This window comes from Roseateles saccharophilus (assembly GCF_004342485.1).
Lineage (GTDB): Bacteria > Pseudomonadota > Gammaproteobacteria > Burkholderiales > Burkholderiaceae_C > Pelomonas > Pelomonas saccharophila.
Genome location: NZ_SMBU01000018.1, coordinates 55,743 through 73,183, shown reverse-complemented (window position 1 = coordinate 73,183; position 17,441 = coordinate 55,743). Strand labels below are relative to the sequence as shown.

16 protein-coding genes and 1 tRNA gene are annotated in these 17,441 nt (G+C 72.0%); 13 read left to right on the top strand and 4 right to left on the bottom strand.

All coding sequences use genetic code 11. The features are described from left to right. Positions 1–23 precede the first annotated feature (23 nt). The 8 genes from EV671_RS15535 (at position 24) to EV671_RS15500 (ending at position 10,650) form a co-directional block, all read left to right on the top strand. The gene (locus tag EV671_RS15535; protein ID WP_132573318.1) at positions 24–251 is read left to right on the top strand and encodes a hypothetical protein; all 228 of its coding nucleotides are present in this window, start codon (positions 24–26) and stop codon (positions 249–251) included. Beyond that, the gene (locus EV671_RS15530; protein ID WP_132573316.1) at positions 248–859 is read left to right on the top strand and encodes a GNAT family N-acetyltransferase; all 612 of its coding nucleotides are present in this window, start codon (positions 248–250) and stop codon (positions 857–859) included. Before EV671_RS15535 ends, EV671_RS15530 begins: the two co-directional genes overlap by 4 nt. Next, on the top strand, positions 856–2,850 hold the full coding sequence (locus tag EV671_RS15525) for a S9 family peptidase (protein WP_132573314.1): 1,995 nt from the start codon (positions 856–858) through the stop codon (positions 2,848–2,850). The genes EV671_RS15530 and EV671_RS15525 overlap by 4 nt, the downstream gene beginning before the upstream one ends. A 2-nt stretch (positions 2,851–2,852) precedes the next feature. Continuing rightward, a complete protein-coding gene (locus tag EV671_RS15520) occupies positions 2,853–4,052 on the top strand; it encodes a vWA domain-containing protein (protein WP_132573312.1) in 1,200 nt (399 codons plus the stop codon). Continuing rightward, the gene (locus tag EV671_RS15515; RefSeq protein WP_132573310.1) at positions 4,049–5,860 is read left to right on the top strand and encodes an autotransporter assembly complex protein TamA; all 1,812 of its coding nucleotides are present in this window, start codon (positions 4,049–4,051) and stop codon (positions 5,858–5,860) included. The genes EV671_RS15520 and EV671_RS15515 overlap by 4 nt, the downstream gene beginning before the upstream one ends. After that, complete coding sequence (locus tag EV671_RS15510) at positions 5,857–9,747, top strand: translocation/assembly module TamB domain-containing protein (protein WP_132573308.1); 3,891 nt, start codon at positions 5,857–5,859, stop codon at positions 9,745–9,747. Before EV671_RS15515 ends, EV671_RS15510 begins: the two co-directional genes overlap by 4 nt. A 301-nt stretch (positions 9,748–10,048) precedes the next feature. Next, complete coding sequence (locus tag EV671_RS15505) at positions 10,049–10,213, top strand: hypothetical protein (protein WP_243655751.1); 165 nt, start codon at positions 10,049–10,051, stop codon at positions 10,211–10,213. A 77-nt stretch (positions 10,214–10,290) separates the two neighbouring features. Next, entirely contained in the window at positions 10,291–10,650 is a 360-nt protein-coding gene (locus tag EV671_RS15500; protein ID WP_132573306.1) for a hypothetical protein, read from the top strand. 7 nt (positions 10,651–10,657) lie between these two features. On the opposite strand, the gene EV671_RS15495 is transcribed toward EV671_RS15500, so the two are convergent. The 4 genes from EV671_RS15495 to EV671_RS15480 all read right to left on the bottom strand — a co-directional run bounded on the left by EV671_RS15495 (position 10,658) and on the right by EV671_RS15480 (position 12,352). Further along, positions 10,658–11,005 carry a GFA family protein gene (locus EV671_RS15495; protein WP_132573362.1) on the bottom strand — a complete coding sequence of 116 codons (348 nt, stop codon included), beginning with the start codon at positions 11,003–11,005 and terminating at the stop codon, positions 10,658–10,660. Next, positions 11,005–11,472: an SRPBCC family protein gene (locus tag EV671_RS15490; protein WP_132573304.1), complete on the bottom strand. Its 468-nt coding sequence runs from the start codon at positions 11,470–11,472 to the stop codon at positions 11,005–11,007. The genes EV671_RS15495 and EV671_RS15490 overlap by 1 nt, the downstream gene beginning before the upstream one ends. Continuing rightward, positions 11,367–11,810, bottom strand: coding sequence for an ArsR/SmtB family transcription factor (locus EV671_RS15485; protein WP_132573302.1), 444 nt, complete (start codon positions 11,808–11,810; stop codon positions 11,367–11,369). The genes EV671_RS15490 and EV671_RS15485 overlap by 106 nt, the downstream gene beginning before the upstream one ends. A 65-nt stretch (positions 11,811–11,875) precedes the next feature. Beyond that, a complete protein-coding gene (locus EV671_RS15480; RefSeq protein ID WP_132573300.1) occupies positions 11,876–12,352 on the bottom strand; it encodes a DUF4188 domain-containing protein in 477 nt (158 codons plus the stop codon). A gap of 97 nt (positions 12,353–12,449) precedes the next feature. Between EV671_RS15480 and EV671_RS15475 the strand changes: the two genes are divergently transcribed. The 5 genes from EV671_RS15475 to ssuE all read left to right on the top strand — a co-directional run bounded on the left by EV671_RS15475 (position 12,450) and on the right by ssuE (position 17,325). Further along, positions 12,450–14,483, top strand: coding sequence for a DEAD/DEAH box helicase (locus tag EV671_RS15475; protein ID WP_132573298.1), 2,034 nt, complete (start codon positions 12,450–12,452; stop codon positions 14,481–14,483). Between the two features lie 42 nt (positions 14,484–14,525). After that, positions 14,526–14,600 (top strand) — tRNA-Arg (locus EV671_RS15470). 17 nt (positions 14,601–14,617) lie between these two features. Next, positions 14,618–15,439 carry a MipA/OmpV family protein gene (locus EV671_RS15465; RefSeq protein WP_132573296.1) on the top strand — a complete coding sequence of 274 codons (822 nt, stop codon included), beginning with the start codon at positions 14,618–14,620 and terminating at the stop codon, positions 15,437–15,439. Positions 15,440–15,617: 178 nt separating this feature from the next. After that, positions 15,618–16,700, top strand: coding sequence for a sterol desaturase family protein (locus EV671_RS15460; RefSeq protein WP_132573294.1), 1,083 nt, complete (start codon positions 15,618–15,620; stop codon positions 16,698–16,700). A gap of 73 nt (positions 16,701–16,773) precedes the next feature. Beyond that, a complete protein-coding gene (ssuE, locus tag EV671_RS15455; protein ID WP_132573292.1) occupies positions 16,774–17,325 on the top strand; it encodes an NADPH-dependent FMN reductase in 552 nt (183 codons plus the stop codon). Positions 17,326–17,441 lie beyond the last annotated feature (116 nt).

The following is a 17,441-nucleotide window of genomic DNA, read 5'->3' as shown; positions in this document are numbered from 1 at the left end:
CTCCGGACGGCCGAGCGCCGCTGATGGCCCGGCCCGACCTCGAACGCGCGCTGCGTGAAGGCCTGGCCGATGCCATCGGCTTCGTCGCCGGCGCGCTGGCCGGCTGGTGGCTGGGGCGGCAGTTCGGCATCGACTTCATCGCCAGCCCCGACTGGAACGCCCGGCAGCTCGTCGGCCTCGGGCTGATCGTGGCCGGCTGTGGCGCCGGCCGCTGGCTGGCGCGCCGCCTGATCCTGAAGGAGTCCCGATGAGCCAAGCCTTCGCCCAGCCGGTCGCGCCGGTCCAACTGGCAGCCGGCACTATCCGCCTCGTGCCGCTGACGCTGGACCATGTGCCTGGCCTGCAGGCCGCGGCCGCCGACGGCGAACTGTGGAACCTGCGCTTCACCAGCGTGCCCGAGCCCGGCCAGACCCGCGCCTACGTCGAAGCCGCACTGAAGGCCCAGGCCGAAGGCCATCGCCTGCCCTTCGCCGTGCTGGACGCCACCAGCGGCGAGGTGCTGGGCTCGACCAGCTATCACGACATCATGCCGGCCATCGCCCGCCTCGAGATCGGCTGGACCTGGTATGCCCGGCGCGTGCAGCGCAGCGCCGTCAACACGACGACCAAGCTGCTGCTGCTGACCCATGCCTTCGAGACGCTGGGCGCCCGGCTCGTCGGCTGGCGCACCGACAACTTCAACCATGCCTCCCAGCGCGCCATCGAGCGCCTGGGCGCCCGGCGCGACGGCGTGCTGCGCCACCATGCGCTGCGCCGCGACGGCACGGTGCGCGACACCGTGATGTACAGCCTGACCGCGGGCGAATGGCCCGAGGTCAAGGCCCATCTGAACTGGCAACTGAGCCGCCCCCGCACATGAAGAAATCAGCCCGGACCTTCGACGTCGACGCACTCTGGGCGCTGGACCGCATCGGCGAACCCAGCCTCAGTCCCGACGGCGCCCAGGCCGTGGCCGGCGTCACCCGCCATTCGATGGAGACCAACAAGGCCCAGAGCAGCCTGTGGCTGTTCTCCACGCTGGGCGGCGAGCCGCGCCGCCTGACCGAGGCCGGCGAGAAGGACGGCAACCCGCAGTGGAGCCCGCGCGGCGACCTGATCGCCTTCACGGCCAAACGCTGGCAGGTGGACGAGCAGGCCGGCATGAAGGACGAGGAAGCCCAGCTCTACGTCATCGCGCCGGACGGCGGCGAGGCGCGGCGCGTCGGCCAGGTGCCGACCGGCGTGGAGGCCTTCAAGTGGTTCCCGGACGGCCGCCGCATCGCCTTCGTGTCCTGGGTCTGGCCCGACCGCAAGGCCGCTGGCCAGGCGCAGGCGCTGAAGGCCTCCATGGCGCGCAAGGAGACGGCCTACGTCACCGAAGAGGCCCTGTACCGCTTCTGGGACCACCACATCCCGATGGGCCGCGTGCCGCATCTGCATGTGATGGACATCGACAGCGGCCGGGCGCACGACCTGTTCGAGGGCACGGCCTGGGAGCTGGACCGCGCCGAACCCGATGCGAACGACTTCGACATCGCGCCCGACGGCCGCCGCATCGCCTTCGCCTTCGACCCGGCCGCCGAAAAGAAGCTGGACAACCGCCACGCTCTGGCCGAGATCGACGTCAGGACACGGCAGGTCCAGGCCCTGCTGCAGGACGCCGACTGGGACTTCGGCGCGCCGCGCTACAGCCACGGCGGCGCCCATCTCGCCTTCCTGGCCAGCCACCAGGCCCTGGGCCACAACCGCCCCAACCAGCTCGCCGTGCTGGACCAGCAGGGCCGCTGGGCCGTCTTCAGCGAGGACTGGGACCACGAGGTGGCCGCGCCGCTGCGCTGGGCCGCGGACGACCAGAGCCTGCTGTTCGCCGCCGAGGACCGTGGCCGCCGCCACCTGTGGCAGTTCGGCCTGGGCGACCGGCTGGCCGAGCCCATCTTCGAGGGCGGCCATGTCGGCAGCTTCGCGCTCGCGGCGGACTTCGTCGTCCTCAACCACGACAGCGTGCAGTTCCCGCCGCGGCTGTCGGTGCTCGGCGAGGACGGCCTGCGCCACATGGAGGCGCTGAACGACGCCCGCCTGGCCGCCCATGCCTTCGGCCGCCACGAGGAAGTCGCGATCACCGGCGCACGTGGCGACGCGGTGCAGATGTGGCTGATCTACCCGCCCGGCTTCGACGCGAAGAAAAAATGGCCGGTGATGCAGCTCATCCACGGCGGCCCGCACACGGCCTTTGGCGACAGCTGGCACTGGCGCTGGAACCATCAGGTGTTCGCGGCGCAGGGCTATGTCGTCGCCTGCGTGAACTACCACGGCTCGTCCAGCTTCGGCTTCGAGTTCCTCGACAGCATCACCGGCCATTGGGGCGAGTACGAGCTGCAGGACATCGAGGCCGGCACCGACTGGCTGCTGAAGAAGCCCTGGGTTGCCGCCAAGCGCATCGCCGCCGCCGGTGGCAGCTACGGCGGCTACATGGCCGTGTGGATGAACGGCCATGTGAAGCCCGGCCGCTACCAGGCCTATGTCTGCCACGCCGGCTGCTTCGACTGGCAGGCCATGTTTGCCGACGACGCCTACGCCTGGCACCGCAAGGAGCTGGGCGCGGCCTGGTGGGACGACCCCGCCAAGGTCGCCGCGCAGAGCCCGCACGCGTTTGCGAAGCACTTCAGGACGCCCACCCTCGTCATCCATGGCGCGTTGGACTACCGTGTGCCCGACGCCCAGGGCCTGGCCTACTACAACACGCTGAAGAGCCTCGGCGTACCGGCCCGGCTGGTCTGGTTTCCCGACGAAAACCACTGGGTACTGAAAGCCCGCAACAGCCGACTCTGGTACGGTGAGTTCTTCGCCTGGCTGAAGAAGTACACGAGCTGACGATGCTGATCCAGTTCTTCTACACGCTGCGCGCCGCCAAGCTCAAGGTGACGGTGCCCGAGTACCTGACCCTGCTCGAGGCCCTGCAGGCCGGCGTCATCGCCGGCCCGGAGGATGGCGGCGTGGCCTCCATCGACGACTTCTACCACCTGGCCCGCGCCAGCCTCGTCAAGGACGAGACCCAGTACGACAAGTTCGACCGCGCCTTCGCCGCCTATTTCAAGGGCGTGGAGATGCTGACCGACTTCACGGCCGAGGTGCCACTGGAGTGGCTGAGGAAGACCCTGGAGCTGGAGCTCACGCCCGAGCAGAAGGCCGCCATCGAGAAGATGGGCTGGGACGAGTTGATGGAGACGCTCAAAAAACGCTTCGAGGAGCAGAAGGAGCGCCACGAGGGCGGCAACCGCTGGATAGGCACCGGCGGCACCAGCCCCTTCGGCAACTCGGGCTACAACCCGCAGGGCGTACGCATCGGCGCGAAATCGGGCGGAGGCGGCAACAAGAGTGCCGTCAAGGTCTGGGAGCAGCGCGCCTACCGCGACTACGACGACACGCTGGAGCTGGGCACGCGCAACATCAAGGTCGCGCTGCGGCGGCTGCGCCGCTTCGCGCGCGAGGGCTCGGAGCTGGAGCTCGACCTGGACGGCACCATCCACGGCACGGCCGCCAACGCCGGCATGCTGGACATCCGCATGCAGCCCGAGCGCCACAACAAGGTCAAGGTGCTGCTGCTGATGGACGTGGGCGGCACGATGGACGAGCACGTCCACCGCGTCGAGGAGCTGTTCTCGGCCGCCAAGAGCGAGTTCAAGCACCTGGAGTTCTATTACTTCCACAACTGCGTCTACGACTTCGTCTGGAAGAACAACCGCCGCCGCTTTGCCGAGAAGCTCAACACCTTCGACCTGATCCGCAAGTACAACAAGGACTACAAGCTCATCTTCGTCGGCGACGCGACGATGAGCCCCTACGAGATCCTGCAGGTCGGCGGCAGCGTCGAGTACAACAACGACGAGGCCGGCGCCGAATGGCTGCAGCGCCTCACCCACGCCTTCCCCAAGTACGCGTGGATCAACCCCGAGCCGCAAGGCGTCTGGCAGTACCGGCAGAGCATCGCGCTGATCCAGCAACTGATGCAGCAGCGCATGTTCCCGCTGACCCTCTCCGGCCTGGAAGGCGCAATGCGGCTGCTGAGCAAATGACGCGTCTCGTCGCCGCGCTGCTGCTCATGGCGGTACTGAGCGGCTGTGCGACGAAGGCGCCCGCGCCGCAAGCCCAGCCCGCACCCGACATCCCGGCCGACGCGCCCGCGGTCTACAGCCTCGACATCCGCGTCGACGGCGAACGCGCCGGCGACCTGCGCGCGCTGCTGCAGCAGCATCTCGACCTCGCCCGCTACCGCGCCAGCGAGGCGGCTCTGAGCCGCGTCGAGCTGGCCCGCCTGGCCGCCGCCGCGCCCGCGCAGGCCGAGGCCCTGCTGGAGACCGAGGGCTATTTCAATGCCAAGGCCGAGGTCAGCCACGACCCCGACGACGCGACCCGGCTGCGCCTGGTCGTCAGGCCTGGCCCCGTCATGCGGGTCGGCAAGCTCGAGCTCGAATTCACCGAGGGCCTGGCCGCGGACGAGGTCAAGGCCCTGCGCGACAGCCTGCGCCAGGCCTGGCCGCTGAAGGAAGGCGCCGCGTTCACGCAGTCGCAATGGGCGGCGGGCAAGAGCGATCTGCTGCTGCGCGCGCGCACCGGCGGCTTTCCGCTGGCGCAGTGGGGCGAGACGGCGGCCCGTGTCGACCCCGAGGCCCAGACCGCCGAGCTCCACCTCGCGCTCGCCAGCGGCAACCGCGCCAGGCTCGGCGCGCTGCGCATCGAGGGCCTGAAGCGCCAGAACCGCGAGACCGTCGAGCGCCTGGCCGGCTTCGCCACCGGCGACGCCTACACCGAGCAGAAGCTGGCCGAGTTCCAGGAGCGCCTGGCCAAGACCCAGCTCTTCGACGCGGTGCGCGTGCAGCTGCTGGCCGACGCACCGGACGCCGACGGCAGCATGCCCGTGCAGGTCAGCGTCACCGAGTCGGCGCTGCAGCAGGCCACCGTCGCCGTCGGCTACCACAGCAACAACGGCCAGAGCATCAGCGTCGAGCACATGCACCGCCGCCCCTTCGACCTGCCGGTGCGCGCACGCAGCAAGCTGCAGCTCAGCCGCGCGCTGAACAGCGCCGAGCTCGAACTCAGCTCCCACCCCCAGCCCGACCTGCACCGCAACCTCGCGTCCATGCAGTTCGAGCAGGACCACTCCGCCGATACCGTCGCCACCAACCTCGGCCTGCGCCTGGGCCGGCTCTACGAATCCACGCAGGACGAGAGGCTCAGCTATGTCGAGCTGCTGCGCGCCCGCGAAACGACCGGCGGCCAGGTCAACACCAACCTCGCGCTGTCCGTCAATCAGCAGTGGATACGCCGCCGCCTGGACAGCAGCCTGCTGCCCACCGACGGCTACCAGGGCCTGGCCCTCGTCGGCCTGGGCTATGCACATGGCGGCGGCAGCGACGACAGCGGGCCGTTCGCGCGCCTGCAGCTCAAGCTCGGCGCCTACAAGCCGCTAGGCGCCAACTGGTACGGATCGGCCCGCGCCGAGCTGGGCCAGGTCGTCGCGCATGACCTCGTCGGCGTGCCCGAGAAGCTGCTCTTCCTCGCCGGCGGCGACGACTCCGTGCGCGGCTATGCCTACCGCAGCCTGGGCCCGCAGCGCAATGGCCTGACCGTCGGCGGCCGCGTGCTGGCCACCGGCAGCCTGGAGATCGCGCGGCCTTTCACGATGAGCTTCCCCAGCCTGTGGGGCGCGCTGTTCGTTGACGCCGGCAATGCCGCCTCGCGCTGGGCGGACTACCACGCCGCCGTCGGCGTCGGCGCCGGCCTGCGCTGGCGCAGCCCGGTCGGCCCGCTGCGCGTGGACTTCGCGCGTGCGCAGGAAACCGGCAAGTGGCGGCTGCACTTTAGTGTGGGGATCACGCTATGACGCGCTCCCTGCGCCTGCTGCGCGTCGGCCTGATCGCGCTGGCCCTGCTGCTCGCCGCCGCCACGGCCTTCGTCGGCTGGCTGCTGCAGCGCCCGGCCGGCAGCGCCTGGCTGCTCGCCCGCCTGCCCGGCGTGCAGGTGGAGGCGCCCGAGGGCGCGCTGCTGGGCGACTTCAGCGCCCGCCGCGTCGTCGTCAGCTGGGCCGGCGGCTCGGCCGAGCTGCGCGGCCTGCGCTGGGCCGGCCTGGACGTCGGCGTCGGTGAACGCCAGCTGTCGGCCCGCGAACTGGCCGCGGACGAAGTGAACCTGCGCAGCCAGCCCAGCGACACCCCGCTGGCCGCGCCTGCCGACCTCGGCCTGCCGGTGGCCGTGCACATCGCCAGCCTGCGCATCGCAAAGCTGAGCTGGGCGCCCGACCAGGCCCCGCTGCTCGGCCTGGATGCGCAGATCGACCTGCCCCGCGATGGCGTCCACCACCTCCAGCTCAAGGCCGCGCGCTGGCAACACCTGACCCTGGCCGGCGAGGCCCGCATCGCCAGCGCCGCGCCGCTGCAGACGGAGGCCACGCTGCGCCTGCAGCAGGCCGAGGCAACCGAACTGCCCTGGGCCGCCGTCGCCACGCTGAACGGCCCGCTCGCCCGGCTCAAGGCCAAGGCCAGGCTGGAGGCCGCCCACCAGGCGCTGCAGGCCGACGGCGAGATCCAGCCCTTCGCGCGCTGGCCCGTCAACGCACTGAGGCTGCAGGCCGACAGGCTCGACCTCGCCCCCCTCGCGCCCGGCCTGCCACGCACGGCCCTGAGCGGCAAGGCCGAGCTGAAGGCCCCGGCCTACGACGCCGAAGCCAGCCTGCAGGCCGAGCTGCACAACGCCGCGGCAGGCCGCTGGGACCAGCAGGCCCTGCCCGTCTCCCGCATCGCCATCGCGCTGGCCGGCCGCCCGGACCAGCCCACCCACCTGCGCCTGACCACGCTGGACGCCGAGCTGCCCGGCGGCGCCCGCGTACGCGGCCAGGGCCGGTATGACGCGAGCAGCGCCGACGGCCGCTGGCAGCTCGACGCGCGCGTGCAGGGCCTGCGCCCCGAGGCGCTGGACGCCCGCGCCACGCCGGCGCGGCTGGACGGCCCGCTGACACTGTCCGGCAGCAAGGCCGGCCCGCTCGCGGCGCGGCTGGACCTCGCCGGCACGCTGCAGCAGCGCCCGCTGCGCCTGCTGGCCCGCGTGCAGGGCGAAGGCAGGCAGTGGCAGATCGAGACCCTCCAGCTCGCCAGCGGCGACGCGACGCTGCAGGCCAGCGGCCGGGTCGACACCGCCGGCGCCGCCCAGCTCCAGGCCCAGCTGCGCCAGTTCGACCCGCATCTGCTGTGGCGCGGCGCGCCCGCCTCGGCCTGGGCCCGCCTGCCCGGCCCAACCCGGCTCAATGCCGACGCCACCATCGACCTGCGCGGCAGCACGCCGGCCAGCTTGAGCGGCAGCGTCGACGCCCGCCTGCTGCCGGGCCAGCTCGCCGGCCTGGCGCTGGACGGCCACGCCACGCTGAAGCGCGAGCGCGCCGCCGACCCCGCCGCCTTCGACATCGATGCCCGGCTCGGCAGCAACCGCATCCAGGCCAGCGGCCAGGCCCGCGCCGACACCATCGCCGGCACCGCCACGCTGAAGGCCGGCGCGCTGGCCGAGCTCAACCCCGTCCTCGCACTATTCGGGCAGCAGCCCGTGGCCGGCCAGCTTGACGCCGATGGCAGCTACCAGCTCGCACGCACGGCCAAGGGCTGGCAGGCCGGCGGCAGCGGGCAGATGAGCCTGGCCTCGGCCAAGGCCCTGGGCAGCAGCGTCGCCAGCGCCAGGGCACGCTGGGAGCTGCCCCTGCCCGGTGCCGATGGCGACGGGCCCGCCGCGCTCAGTCTCGACGTCAGCCAGCTGCGCAGCCCGCATGCCCAGCTCGCCGGCATCCAGATCGACCTGCAGGGCCGGCGCGGCGCCCACGAGCTGAAGGCCCGGGTCGCCGGCCGCGTGCCGCGCGACGCCGGCGACTGGGACATCAATGCCCAGCTCCAGGCCCACGGCCGCTGGGACGGCCAGGCCTGGGCCGGCCGCGTCGCCCGGCTCGACATCGGCCCACTGCGCCCCGGCACGCCGGCCCTGCTGGCCGCGAGCGACATCGGCCTGCGCTGGGCCGGCAACGGCCCGCAGCTCACGGCCGAGCCGGGCCGCGCCGAGGTGGGCGGCGCCTTCGTGCGCTGGCAGGCCCTGAGCTGGACCGGCGGCGAGCATCCCGAGGCGCGCGCCGACCTGCAGCTCGAGGACCTCGCCGTGGCGCCGCTGCTGGCGCGCTGGCAGCCCGACTTCGGCTGGGGCGGCGACCTGCGCATGGCCGGCCACGCCGCGCTGCTGCTGAACGACCGGCTCACGGCCGAGCTGCTGATCGAACGCCAGGGCGGCGACCTGCGCGTGACCGACGAGTTCGGCCCGCGTGCGCTCGGCCTGACCGACCTGCGCATCGCGCTGAACGTGCGCGACGGCGTCTGGCGCATCGCCGAAGGCCTCGCCGGCAAGGATCTCGGCAGCCTCGGCGGCGCGCTGACGCTGCGCCCGAGCGGCCTGTGGCCGGACGCGAGCACGCCGATGGAGGGGGTGCTGCAGGCCAACGTGGCCGACCTCGCGACCTGGGGCCGCTGGGTGCCGGCGGGTTGGCGCCTGGGCGGGCGCGCGGCGGCCACCGTGCAGTTCGGCGGCCGCCTGGGCGCCCCCGACCTGACCGGCCGCGCCGAGGGCGAAGGCCTGGCCCTACGCCACCTGCTCTACGGCGTGGACGTGACCGAGGGCCGCTTCGCGCTGGACCTGAAGGGCCAGCATGCCGAGCTGTCCAGGCTGGAGGCGCGCGGCGGCGACGGCTGGCTGCGCGCCAGCGGCCGGGCCGAGCTCGGCGCCCAGCCCAGCGCCCACATCCAGCTCAGCGCCGACAGGCTGCGCGTGCTGTCGCGCGTGGACCGCCGCATCGTCGCCAGCGGCGAGGCCACGCTGGACCTCGACGCCCAGGGCCTGAAGCTCGACGGCAGGCTGCGTGCCGACGAGGGCCTGTTCGACTTCAGCCGCGCCGACGCGCCGGCCCTGGCCGACGACGTGACCGTGCTGCGCGGTACGGGCGACGCGGCGCCCACCGCGCCGCCGGCGCCCAAAGCGGCGCGCAACAGCATCGTCAACCTCGCCGTGGACTTCGGCAGCGACTTCAAGGTGCGCGGGCGCGGCCTCACGACCAAGCTGCGCGGCGAGCTGAAGGCAACGCAGAACAACGGCCCGCTGCGTGTGACCGGCCACCTCGACGCCAACGGCGGCCAGTACGCGGCCTACGGGCAGAAGCTGGACATCGAGCGCAGCGACATCAGCTTCAACGGCGCCTTCGACAACCCGGCGCTGGACCTGCTGGCCGTGCGGCCCAACCTGGACATCCGCGTCGGCGTGCGCGTGGGCGGCACGGCGCTGGCGCCGCGCGTGAGCCTCTATTCCGAGCCCGACATGGCCGACACCGACAAGCTCTCCTGGCTGCTGCTCGGCCGCGGGCCCGACGGCCTGGGCCGCACCGACACGGCCCTGCTGCAGCGCGCCGCGCTGGCCCTGCTCAGCGGCGAGGGCGAAGGCCCGACGGGCAAGGTGCTGCGCAACCTCGGGCTGGACGAACTCTCGCTGGCCCAGAGCGACGACGACACCCGCGCCACCATCGTGCGCCTGGGCAAACAGCTCTCGCGCCGCTGGTACGTGGGCTACGAGCGCAGCCTGAACGCGACGACGGGCTCCTGGCAGCTGATCTACCGCATCGCCCAGCGCTTCACGCTGCGCGCCCAGGGCGGCGACGACAACGCGCTGGACGTGATCTGGCAGTGGAAGTGGAATTGACGCCATCGGCAAGCCCGGCACACTGCGTGGATCGGGCCGAGGCTATCGGGGCGCTGTCTGCAGGACGAGGCCGCGCCCTGCCAAGGACGGCGCACGGGGCGCCAAGACCGTCCTACACGGGCCCGCCTCGCGGCGTACATCCGGCCCTCGAGCCCGCCTACATGCGGCGGCCCGCAGCAGCGCACAGTCAACCTCGTCGATTGCCCTGCCGTTTTAAGGCTGGAGGCTCACGATGAACATGCAACCACCCCAGTCCTCCTGCGACGGGGGACTGCTCCCCCACCTACTGCACTTCGAGTCCATGACGGACCAAGTCGCCGGCCTGGCCTTCCCCTGCGACCCGCAGGGCCGGGTCGAACTCGACACGCTGGGTGACAAGCTGCGCAACGACTATTTCTTCGCGCATGCGCTGATCGGTCTGCTGTTCAAACGGCCGACCATCAAGCTCGCCACGCCGCTGGCCTGATCGACCGGCATCGTCCTACAGCCAGGCAGCGGCGCGCCCCACAGGGCATTACGCCGTCCGCCGCGAGGATTCGGGCCATGTTCCAAGCCCCCTGCCCCACCCCGTCCGTACCGGCCCTGCCGGTGGCGGAAGACCAGCACATCGACGTCGACCTCGACGTCACGCTGCGCACCCCGTCGATCCTGGTCGTCAAGGCGCGCCTAGAACTCGAGCCCGGCACGACGGGACGGCGCAGCATGGACCTGAGTCTCGTCATCCCGCGTTCGCAATGCCAGGGCGAGCGCCCGCTGCTGACCGCCCTGCTCGAGGCCACGCGCGCCGCGGTCGAGCGCGCGACGCGCAACGGCAATCAATACCTGAAGCTCGGCCGGCCGCGCCGCGTGCTGACGCTGGTGGCCGGCCGGCCGCACTTGATCCCGCTGTTCGACGCGGCCTGAAGCCGCGTCAGAGCGCGCGCCCGTCGAAGCGAGTGATGGGGACGGCGTCCAGGTCGATGTCCTCCAGACAGCGCAGGTTGATCGCCGCCATCGCAGCGCCGTTCGGCCCCTTGCCCTCGCCATAGGGGTGGATGCCGCATGTCGGGCAAAAACGATGCTGGATGACGTGCTTGTTGAAGGTGTAGACGGCTGTGTCGCTCTCCGGCATCAGCAGGCGCAGCGCGGCGCGCGGCACGAACCACAGCAGCGAGCCCTTGCGCTGGCAGATCGAGCAATTGCAGGAAAGCGCCGAGTCGATGTGGCCATCGACCTCGAACCTGATGCGGCCGCAATGGCAGCTGCCCTGGTGGGTCATCATGCCTCCTGCAGGTCGGGTTGCAGCAGCACCGTGCCGAGCTTGTCGATCGCGGGCCGCCAGCCGCACTCGTGGTTGGCGCAGGCTTCGTCGTCGAAGAAGCGGTCATGCACGAAGTGCAGCGCCGTGCCGCCGTCTTCGGCGACGAAATCCAGGCTCACGCGCGACACCCGCTCGGGCGTGCTGCGCCAGGCCCAGCTGAAGACGAGGCGGCGCTGTGGCAGCACCTCCAGGTACTCGCCGCCGACGTCGTGGGTCTCGCCGTCGGGCAGCCGCGTCAGGATGCGGTAGCGCCCGCCGACGCGCAGGTCGATCTCGGCCTCGACGACGGCACCGGGCCGGCCGGCGAAGAACCAGCGGCTCAAGGCCTGCGGGTCGGTCCACGCGCGCCAGACTTTTTCGACGGCGACCGGGTAGTGCCGGTCGAAGCGGACCTGGGCTGCGGCTTGCTGTGGGCTTGCTTGCATGGTGTGACTTCCTGTTCGTGGTGCAGATAACGGCCGAGCGCGTCGAGCTGCTCGCCCCAGAAATGCTCGTAGTGGGAGATCCAGGCCGCTGCGGCCTGCATGGGCGCGGCGTCGAGCTCGCAGCGCACGACCCGCCCCTCCTTGGCCCGTGCGATGAGGCCGGCGGCCTCCAGTACGGCGAGGTGCTTCATGAAGCCCGGCAGCGACATGCCGTGCGGCGCGGCCAGCTCGCTGACGCTGGCGCCGCCGCTGCCGAGCTGCTCCAGCACGCGCCGCCGCGTCGCGTCGGACAGCGCGGCGAACACGAGATCGAGCTGGGCGTCTTTTTGATTAACCATTTGGTTTAGTATTTGTCCGCAGATCGCCGCCTGTCAAGCGAAAAGATCGGGCCGTCGCAGCCGGCTCAGCGCGGGCCGTCGCCGTGCAGCCGCCCCTCGGCGGACTGCAGGCCCGACGCCGCGGGCACCAGCCTGCCCGCGCGGCCGAGGCCGAAGGCGGGCATGTTCACGTAGACGTTCTCGTAGCGCCCCGGCCCCGACACATAGGTCTCGTGCCAGATGCCGACACTGCCGTCGGTGCCGATCGCGCGGTTGAAGGCCTGCCAGGCCGGCAGGTGCGCGGAGTCGCGGGCCTTGGCATAGGCCAGCAGCGCGTCCATGCTGCGCCAGTACTGCACGACGATGATGTTGCGCGCGAACCAGGTCTCATGGCTCAGCAGGCCCAGCCGCGGCTGCGCATAGAGCTCGCGCAGCATGCGCGGCATGGCCGCCGCGACGGGCCACCAGCGATGCACGGCCAACGGGCGGTTGATGCGCATGCCGATCAGGAAGACGGCGAACTCGCCCTCCAGCCGGGCGGTCAGGCGGTCGCGATAGATCATGGGCACCCCATGAGCTGAGCCGAGCTGCAGCTTAGCCGCTGGGGATGACAAGGCGCTACAGTCGCGCCCCTTTCAGCCACCCGCCGCGCCGCCCGCCATGCCCCTCGCCGAACTGCGCGCCGCCATCGCCGCGGAGCTGGCCGCCACGCCGGAGTTCTACGACTTCCGCGTGCTGCGCCGCGAGCGCGAGGGCGAGCTCTGGCGCATCACGCTGGAACCGGGCTATGTCTATGCCGAGGGCCAGCGCCCCGGCGCGGCCTCGGCCCAGGCGCTGCTGGACGACAGCCTCGAAGGCGCGGCGGCCTGGTGGGGCGCGCCGGCCAAGGGCGGCGCCAGCGTGCTGATGGTGGCGCCCGAGGACGACCAGCTCGTGCTGCAGAACGCCAGCGCTCCGCCGCCGGGGCCGGAGCAGCTGATCCGCCTCTACCCGCAGCGCTTCCTACAGGCCCTGGCCGATGCCTGGGACGACACGCCCTGGGCCGAGCAGGCACTGGCCCGGCAGCCCGGCCTGGGCAGGAGCGAGCCCATGCCCGACGAGCCGGCGCTGACGGGCGAGCCCTTTCGCTGGCTGCGCCCGGCCCAGCGCCGCGCGCTCGGCCTGGTCCGGCAACGCTGCGGCTACCTGTGGGGACCACCGGGCACGGGCAAGACGACGACGCTGGGCGTGCTGCTGGCCGAGTACCTCGACCGCCGGCCGGACGCCCGCGTGCTGCTGCTGTCGACGACCAACCATGCGGTGGACCTGGCCACGCTGGCCGTGGACAAGGCCTTGCACAAGGGCCGGCGCGAGCGCTGGCGCGATGGCGTGCAGCGCCTGGGCACGCGGGTGGACGCCGCCGCCTACGCCGGCCGCGAGCACCTGCTGCCGGCGCGCGATGCCGGCCTCGTCGCCCGCCTTGCCCGTGCCGAGGCCGAACGCCCCGCCGGCCGCGACGCGGTGGCCCTCAAGGCCTGGGCCGACCGCGTCGCCGCGCTGCGCCAGGAGCTGCGCGCCGCATCGCTGCTGGTGCTGCGCCGCTGTCGCCTGGTCAGCATGACGGCCTCGCGCGCCTGCTTCACGCTGAAGACGCTGCGCAGCCTCGCGCCTGGAGACGGGCCTGAGGGCGGGCCGCCCTTCGATCTCGTCGTGTTCGACGAGGCCAGCCAGGTCAGCCTGGCCCAGGCCCTGGTGCTGATGCCGCTGGGCCGCGCCCACTTGTTCGCGGGCGACCCGCAGCAGCTCTCGCCGGTGCTGCGCAGCAGCGACCGGCTGGCGCAGCGCTGGCTCGGCCGCTCGCCGTTCTCGCGTATGCCGCCGCGCGGCGACATGGTGGCCCTGCTGGACGAGCAGTCGCGCATGGCGCCGCCCATCAGCGACTGCGTCAGCCATCTCTTCTACGACGGTGCGCTGCGCGTGGCCGACGATGCCCTCGCCTCGGCCGACTGGCAGGCCGCGCGCCGCCGCGCCCTCGGCCCCTGGCCGGCCGACGGCCATCTGCATGTGCACGAGGTGGCGAGCGACGGCCAGTGGGTGGCCGCCGAACGCGGGCCGGTGCGGCGCGAATCGGCCGAGGCCATCGCGGCCCAGGTCGCGGCCGCACTCGACAGCGGCGACTGGCGCACCGACGAACTCATCGTGCTGACGCCCTTCCGCGCCCAGCGCGCGCTGATCCGCCGCTGCCTGGCCGCGCGCGGCCTGGGCGAGCGGGTCAGGGTCAGCACCGTGCACCGCGCCCAGGGCAGCGAGGCGCCGGTGGTGTTCTTCGATCCGACCGACGGCGCCCAGCCCTTCCTGCAAACCGAGGAGGCGCGCCGCCTCGTCAATGTCGCGATGAGCCGCGCCCAGGCCAAGCTGATCGCCTTCCTGTCGCCGCTCGACCGCGTCAACCCGTTGCTCGCGCCGCTGGTGCAGCGGCTGCGCCTGGCCGGCGACACGCGGCCCGTGATGGCGCTGCTGGAGCTGGCCGCTCAGCCTGGCTTCCCGGCCGTGGCCCTGGGCCGGCGGGTGCAGGCGGGCCGGCACGTGGGCGAGGTCGTCGAGATCAGTCCCGATGGCGCGCAGTTCTGGCTCGTCAACGAGCGCAGCGGCGCCCACCAGCTCTTCGACACCGCCTTCTGGCGCGCCCGCGCCGCCGCGCCAAATGGCGGCTGAGCCCGTGCGAGAATCCGCGCCTTCGCGGCCCCGGGCCGAGGGCTCTCCGTAGTTCAATGGATAGAACGGCCGCCTCCTAAGCGGCAGATACAGGTTCGATTCCTGTCGGAGGGACCAGCATCACCTGCTGCTCCATGGCTGTTTTCTTGCGCGTCCGCTGCCCTTCCCCGATCCCTCTGCTTTGCCTAGCCCTGGCCGGCGCGGCGCCGCAGGCATGGGCCGGCGGCACGCTGCTGCTGCTGGACGCGCCGCCCGCCGAGGCCACCTGGTCGGCCGGCATGTCCTGGCGCGGCTGGCCACGCGCGCCGGGCAGCGCGCACGAGCGCTATTCGCTGCTGCCGGCGCTGGACTACGAGTCGCCAAGCGGCGTCTTCGTCGCCACCGACACCGGCCTGGGCTGGAACCTCGCGCCCAAGCTGCTGGAAGGCGAGGCCGCCAGGCAATGGCAGTTCGGCGCGCGGCTGTGGCCGCAATCGGGCCGCTCGCGGCGCGAATCGCCGCCGGGCGTGCAAAGCCTGGGCTCGCGGCTGATCACGCAGCTGTTCGCCAACAACCAGGTCATGCCCGAGCTGCTGCTGCAGTCCGGCCTGTCATGGGGCAGCGGCCGCCATCGCAACGGCGGCCAGCTCGAGTTGGGCGCCACCAGCGGCATCCCCATCGGCAGCGAGCTGCTGGCGATCAGCCTGTCCGCCACCTACGCCAACGCGGCGCATCTGCGCGGCACCTTCGGCGTCGGCCCGGCCGAGGCCGCCGCCAGCGGCTTGCCCACGTTCCGCCCGCACAGCGGCTGGCTGGACTGGAGCATGGCGCTCAGCGCAGAGCACAAGTTCTCCAATAACTGGTCCGTCAACGGGCAATGGCTGCACACCCGCCTCGTCGGCCAGGCCGCGAACTCCCCGCTGACCTACAGCCGCGACCAGCCTTCGTTCATCGTCAGCGTCTGGCATCAATTCTAAAAAATGAGGCCCCTCGCCCGGTCTTGCCGCGCTGAACGCGGGCAATCCCAGTCGGTCCCCCGCGGGGACGGCGATGCTTGGCGGCTCGACCGCCAAGCACATCGCCAGCGCGGGCCGGCTTGGGGCGGCCCGGCGCTCGGCCCGCAACACCCAAGGTTCCACGGGATGAGTCTCTGACATGGCCGAGACCCTGCTGTTCTACGCCCTGCCCGTGTTCCTGCTCTGCATGGCCGCGGAATGGGCATGGGGGCACTGGCGTGGCCGTGACAACTACAGCCTGGCCGACACGCTCAACAGCCTCAGCCAGGGCCTGCTGAGCCAGGGCGTGGCCCTGCTCACGCCAATGGCGCAGACCGGCCTCTACGCCGCCGTGCATGCGCGCCTGGCCCTGGTCTCGCCGGCGCTCTGGCATGGCGCGCTGAGCTGGGTGCTGGCCGTGCTGATGTACGACTTCTGCGACTACTGGCTGCACCGCGTCAGCCACGAGAGCGCGCTGTTCTGGGCCGCGCATGCCGTGCACCACCAGAGCGAGCATTTCAACCTCAGCACCGCGCTGCGCCAGGAAAGCTTCTACTCGGTGATGGGCGCGCCCTTTTTCCTGCCCATGGCGCTGCTCGGCGTGCCGACCGGCCAGTTCGCGGCGGCCGGCATGGTCGTGCTGCTCTACCAGTTCTGGATCCACACCGAGCACATCGGCCGCCTGGGCTGGCTGGACCGCGTGTTCTCGACGCCCTCCAACCACCGCGTGCACCACGCGGTGAACCCCGGCTACCTGGACCGCAACTACGGCGCCATCCTGGTGCTGTGGGACCGGCTATTCGGCAGCTTCACGCCCGAGACCGAGCCCTGCGTCTACGGCACCGTGAAGCCGCTGGCGAGCTGGAACCCGCTGTGGGCCGTGGGCCAGTTCTATGCCGAGATCTGGCGGCGCATGCAGGCCACGTCGCGCTTGGCCGACAAGCTGCGCGTGATCTTCAAGTCGCCCGGCTGGATGCCGCCCGGCGCGGCCCTGGCCGGCGACCTGCCCGAGGTCAGGCTGGCCCGGCCACGCTTCGATCCACCCGCACCGCGCTGGGCCCGCCGCGCCGCCGTCCTGCTCTTCATCGCGATGGCCGCCGGCTGCGGCGCCTGGCTGAGCTGGGCCGACGCACTCGGGCCCCTGGCCAACCTCGCCGCCGGCGCCGCGCTGGCCGCCGGGCTCTGGGGCGTGGGGGCACTGCTGTCGCGCCCGCTGCGCGGACCGGCAACAGGCAGCGCATAAGCATCGCCGCTTTCCTTCGTTCCGCGCGCCGGGGCGCTTCCCTATCGTGCAGGCCTGTCAGCACAAGGCCGCCATGCACATCACCAGCCTCTCCGCCAGCCCCAGCGAACGTTCGCGCTCGGCCTGGCTCACGCAGTTCGCACTGACGCGGCTGGAAGGCCGGAGCACACGGCACGACGACATCCTCGTGCGCCAGTTGCCCGCCGCCGCCCTGCTGGCCGCCGACGTGCAGGAGTCGGCCATCGCCGCCGCCGTGCGCGCCGTCGAAAGCGCCGACCTCGTCATCGTCGGCACGCCCATCTACAAGGCCGCCTACAGCGGGCTGCTCAAGGTCTTCCTGGATCTGCTGTCGCCCGATGCGCTGCGCGGGAAGCTGGTGCTGCCGCTGGCCACCGGCGGTAGCCCCGCCCATTTCCTGGCGCTTGACTACGCCCTCAAACCCGTGCTGTCGGCCTTGGGGGCCCGCCATGTGCTGGACGGCGTTTTCGCCACTGACGCTCAACTACGCCGTCACGATGCCGGTGGCTTCGTGCCCGAGCCCGACCTGATTGCGCGGCTGGACCGTGCGCTCGCTCCGCTGCTGCCTCGAATGCGGGCCCGTCCCGAACCCGCACTGAGCTGTTGACGCCCCCACCCCAGATTCACCACCGCTTGTCTCCTCGCCACCCGACCGGGATCGGCGACTTCATCCCGGCGCTCGGACGCTGATCGGGTGCGCCCGAGTGCCGGGATCTTTTTTGG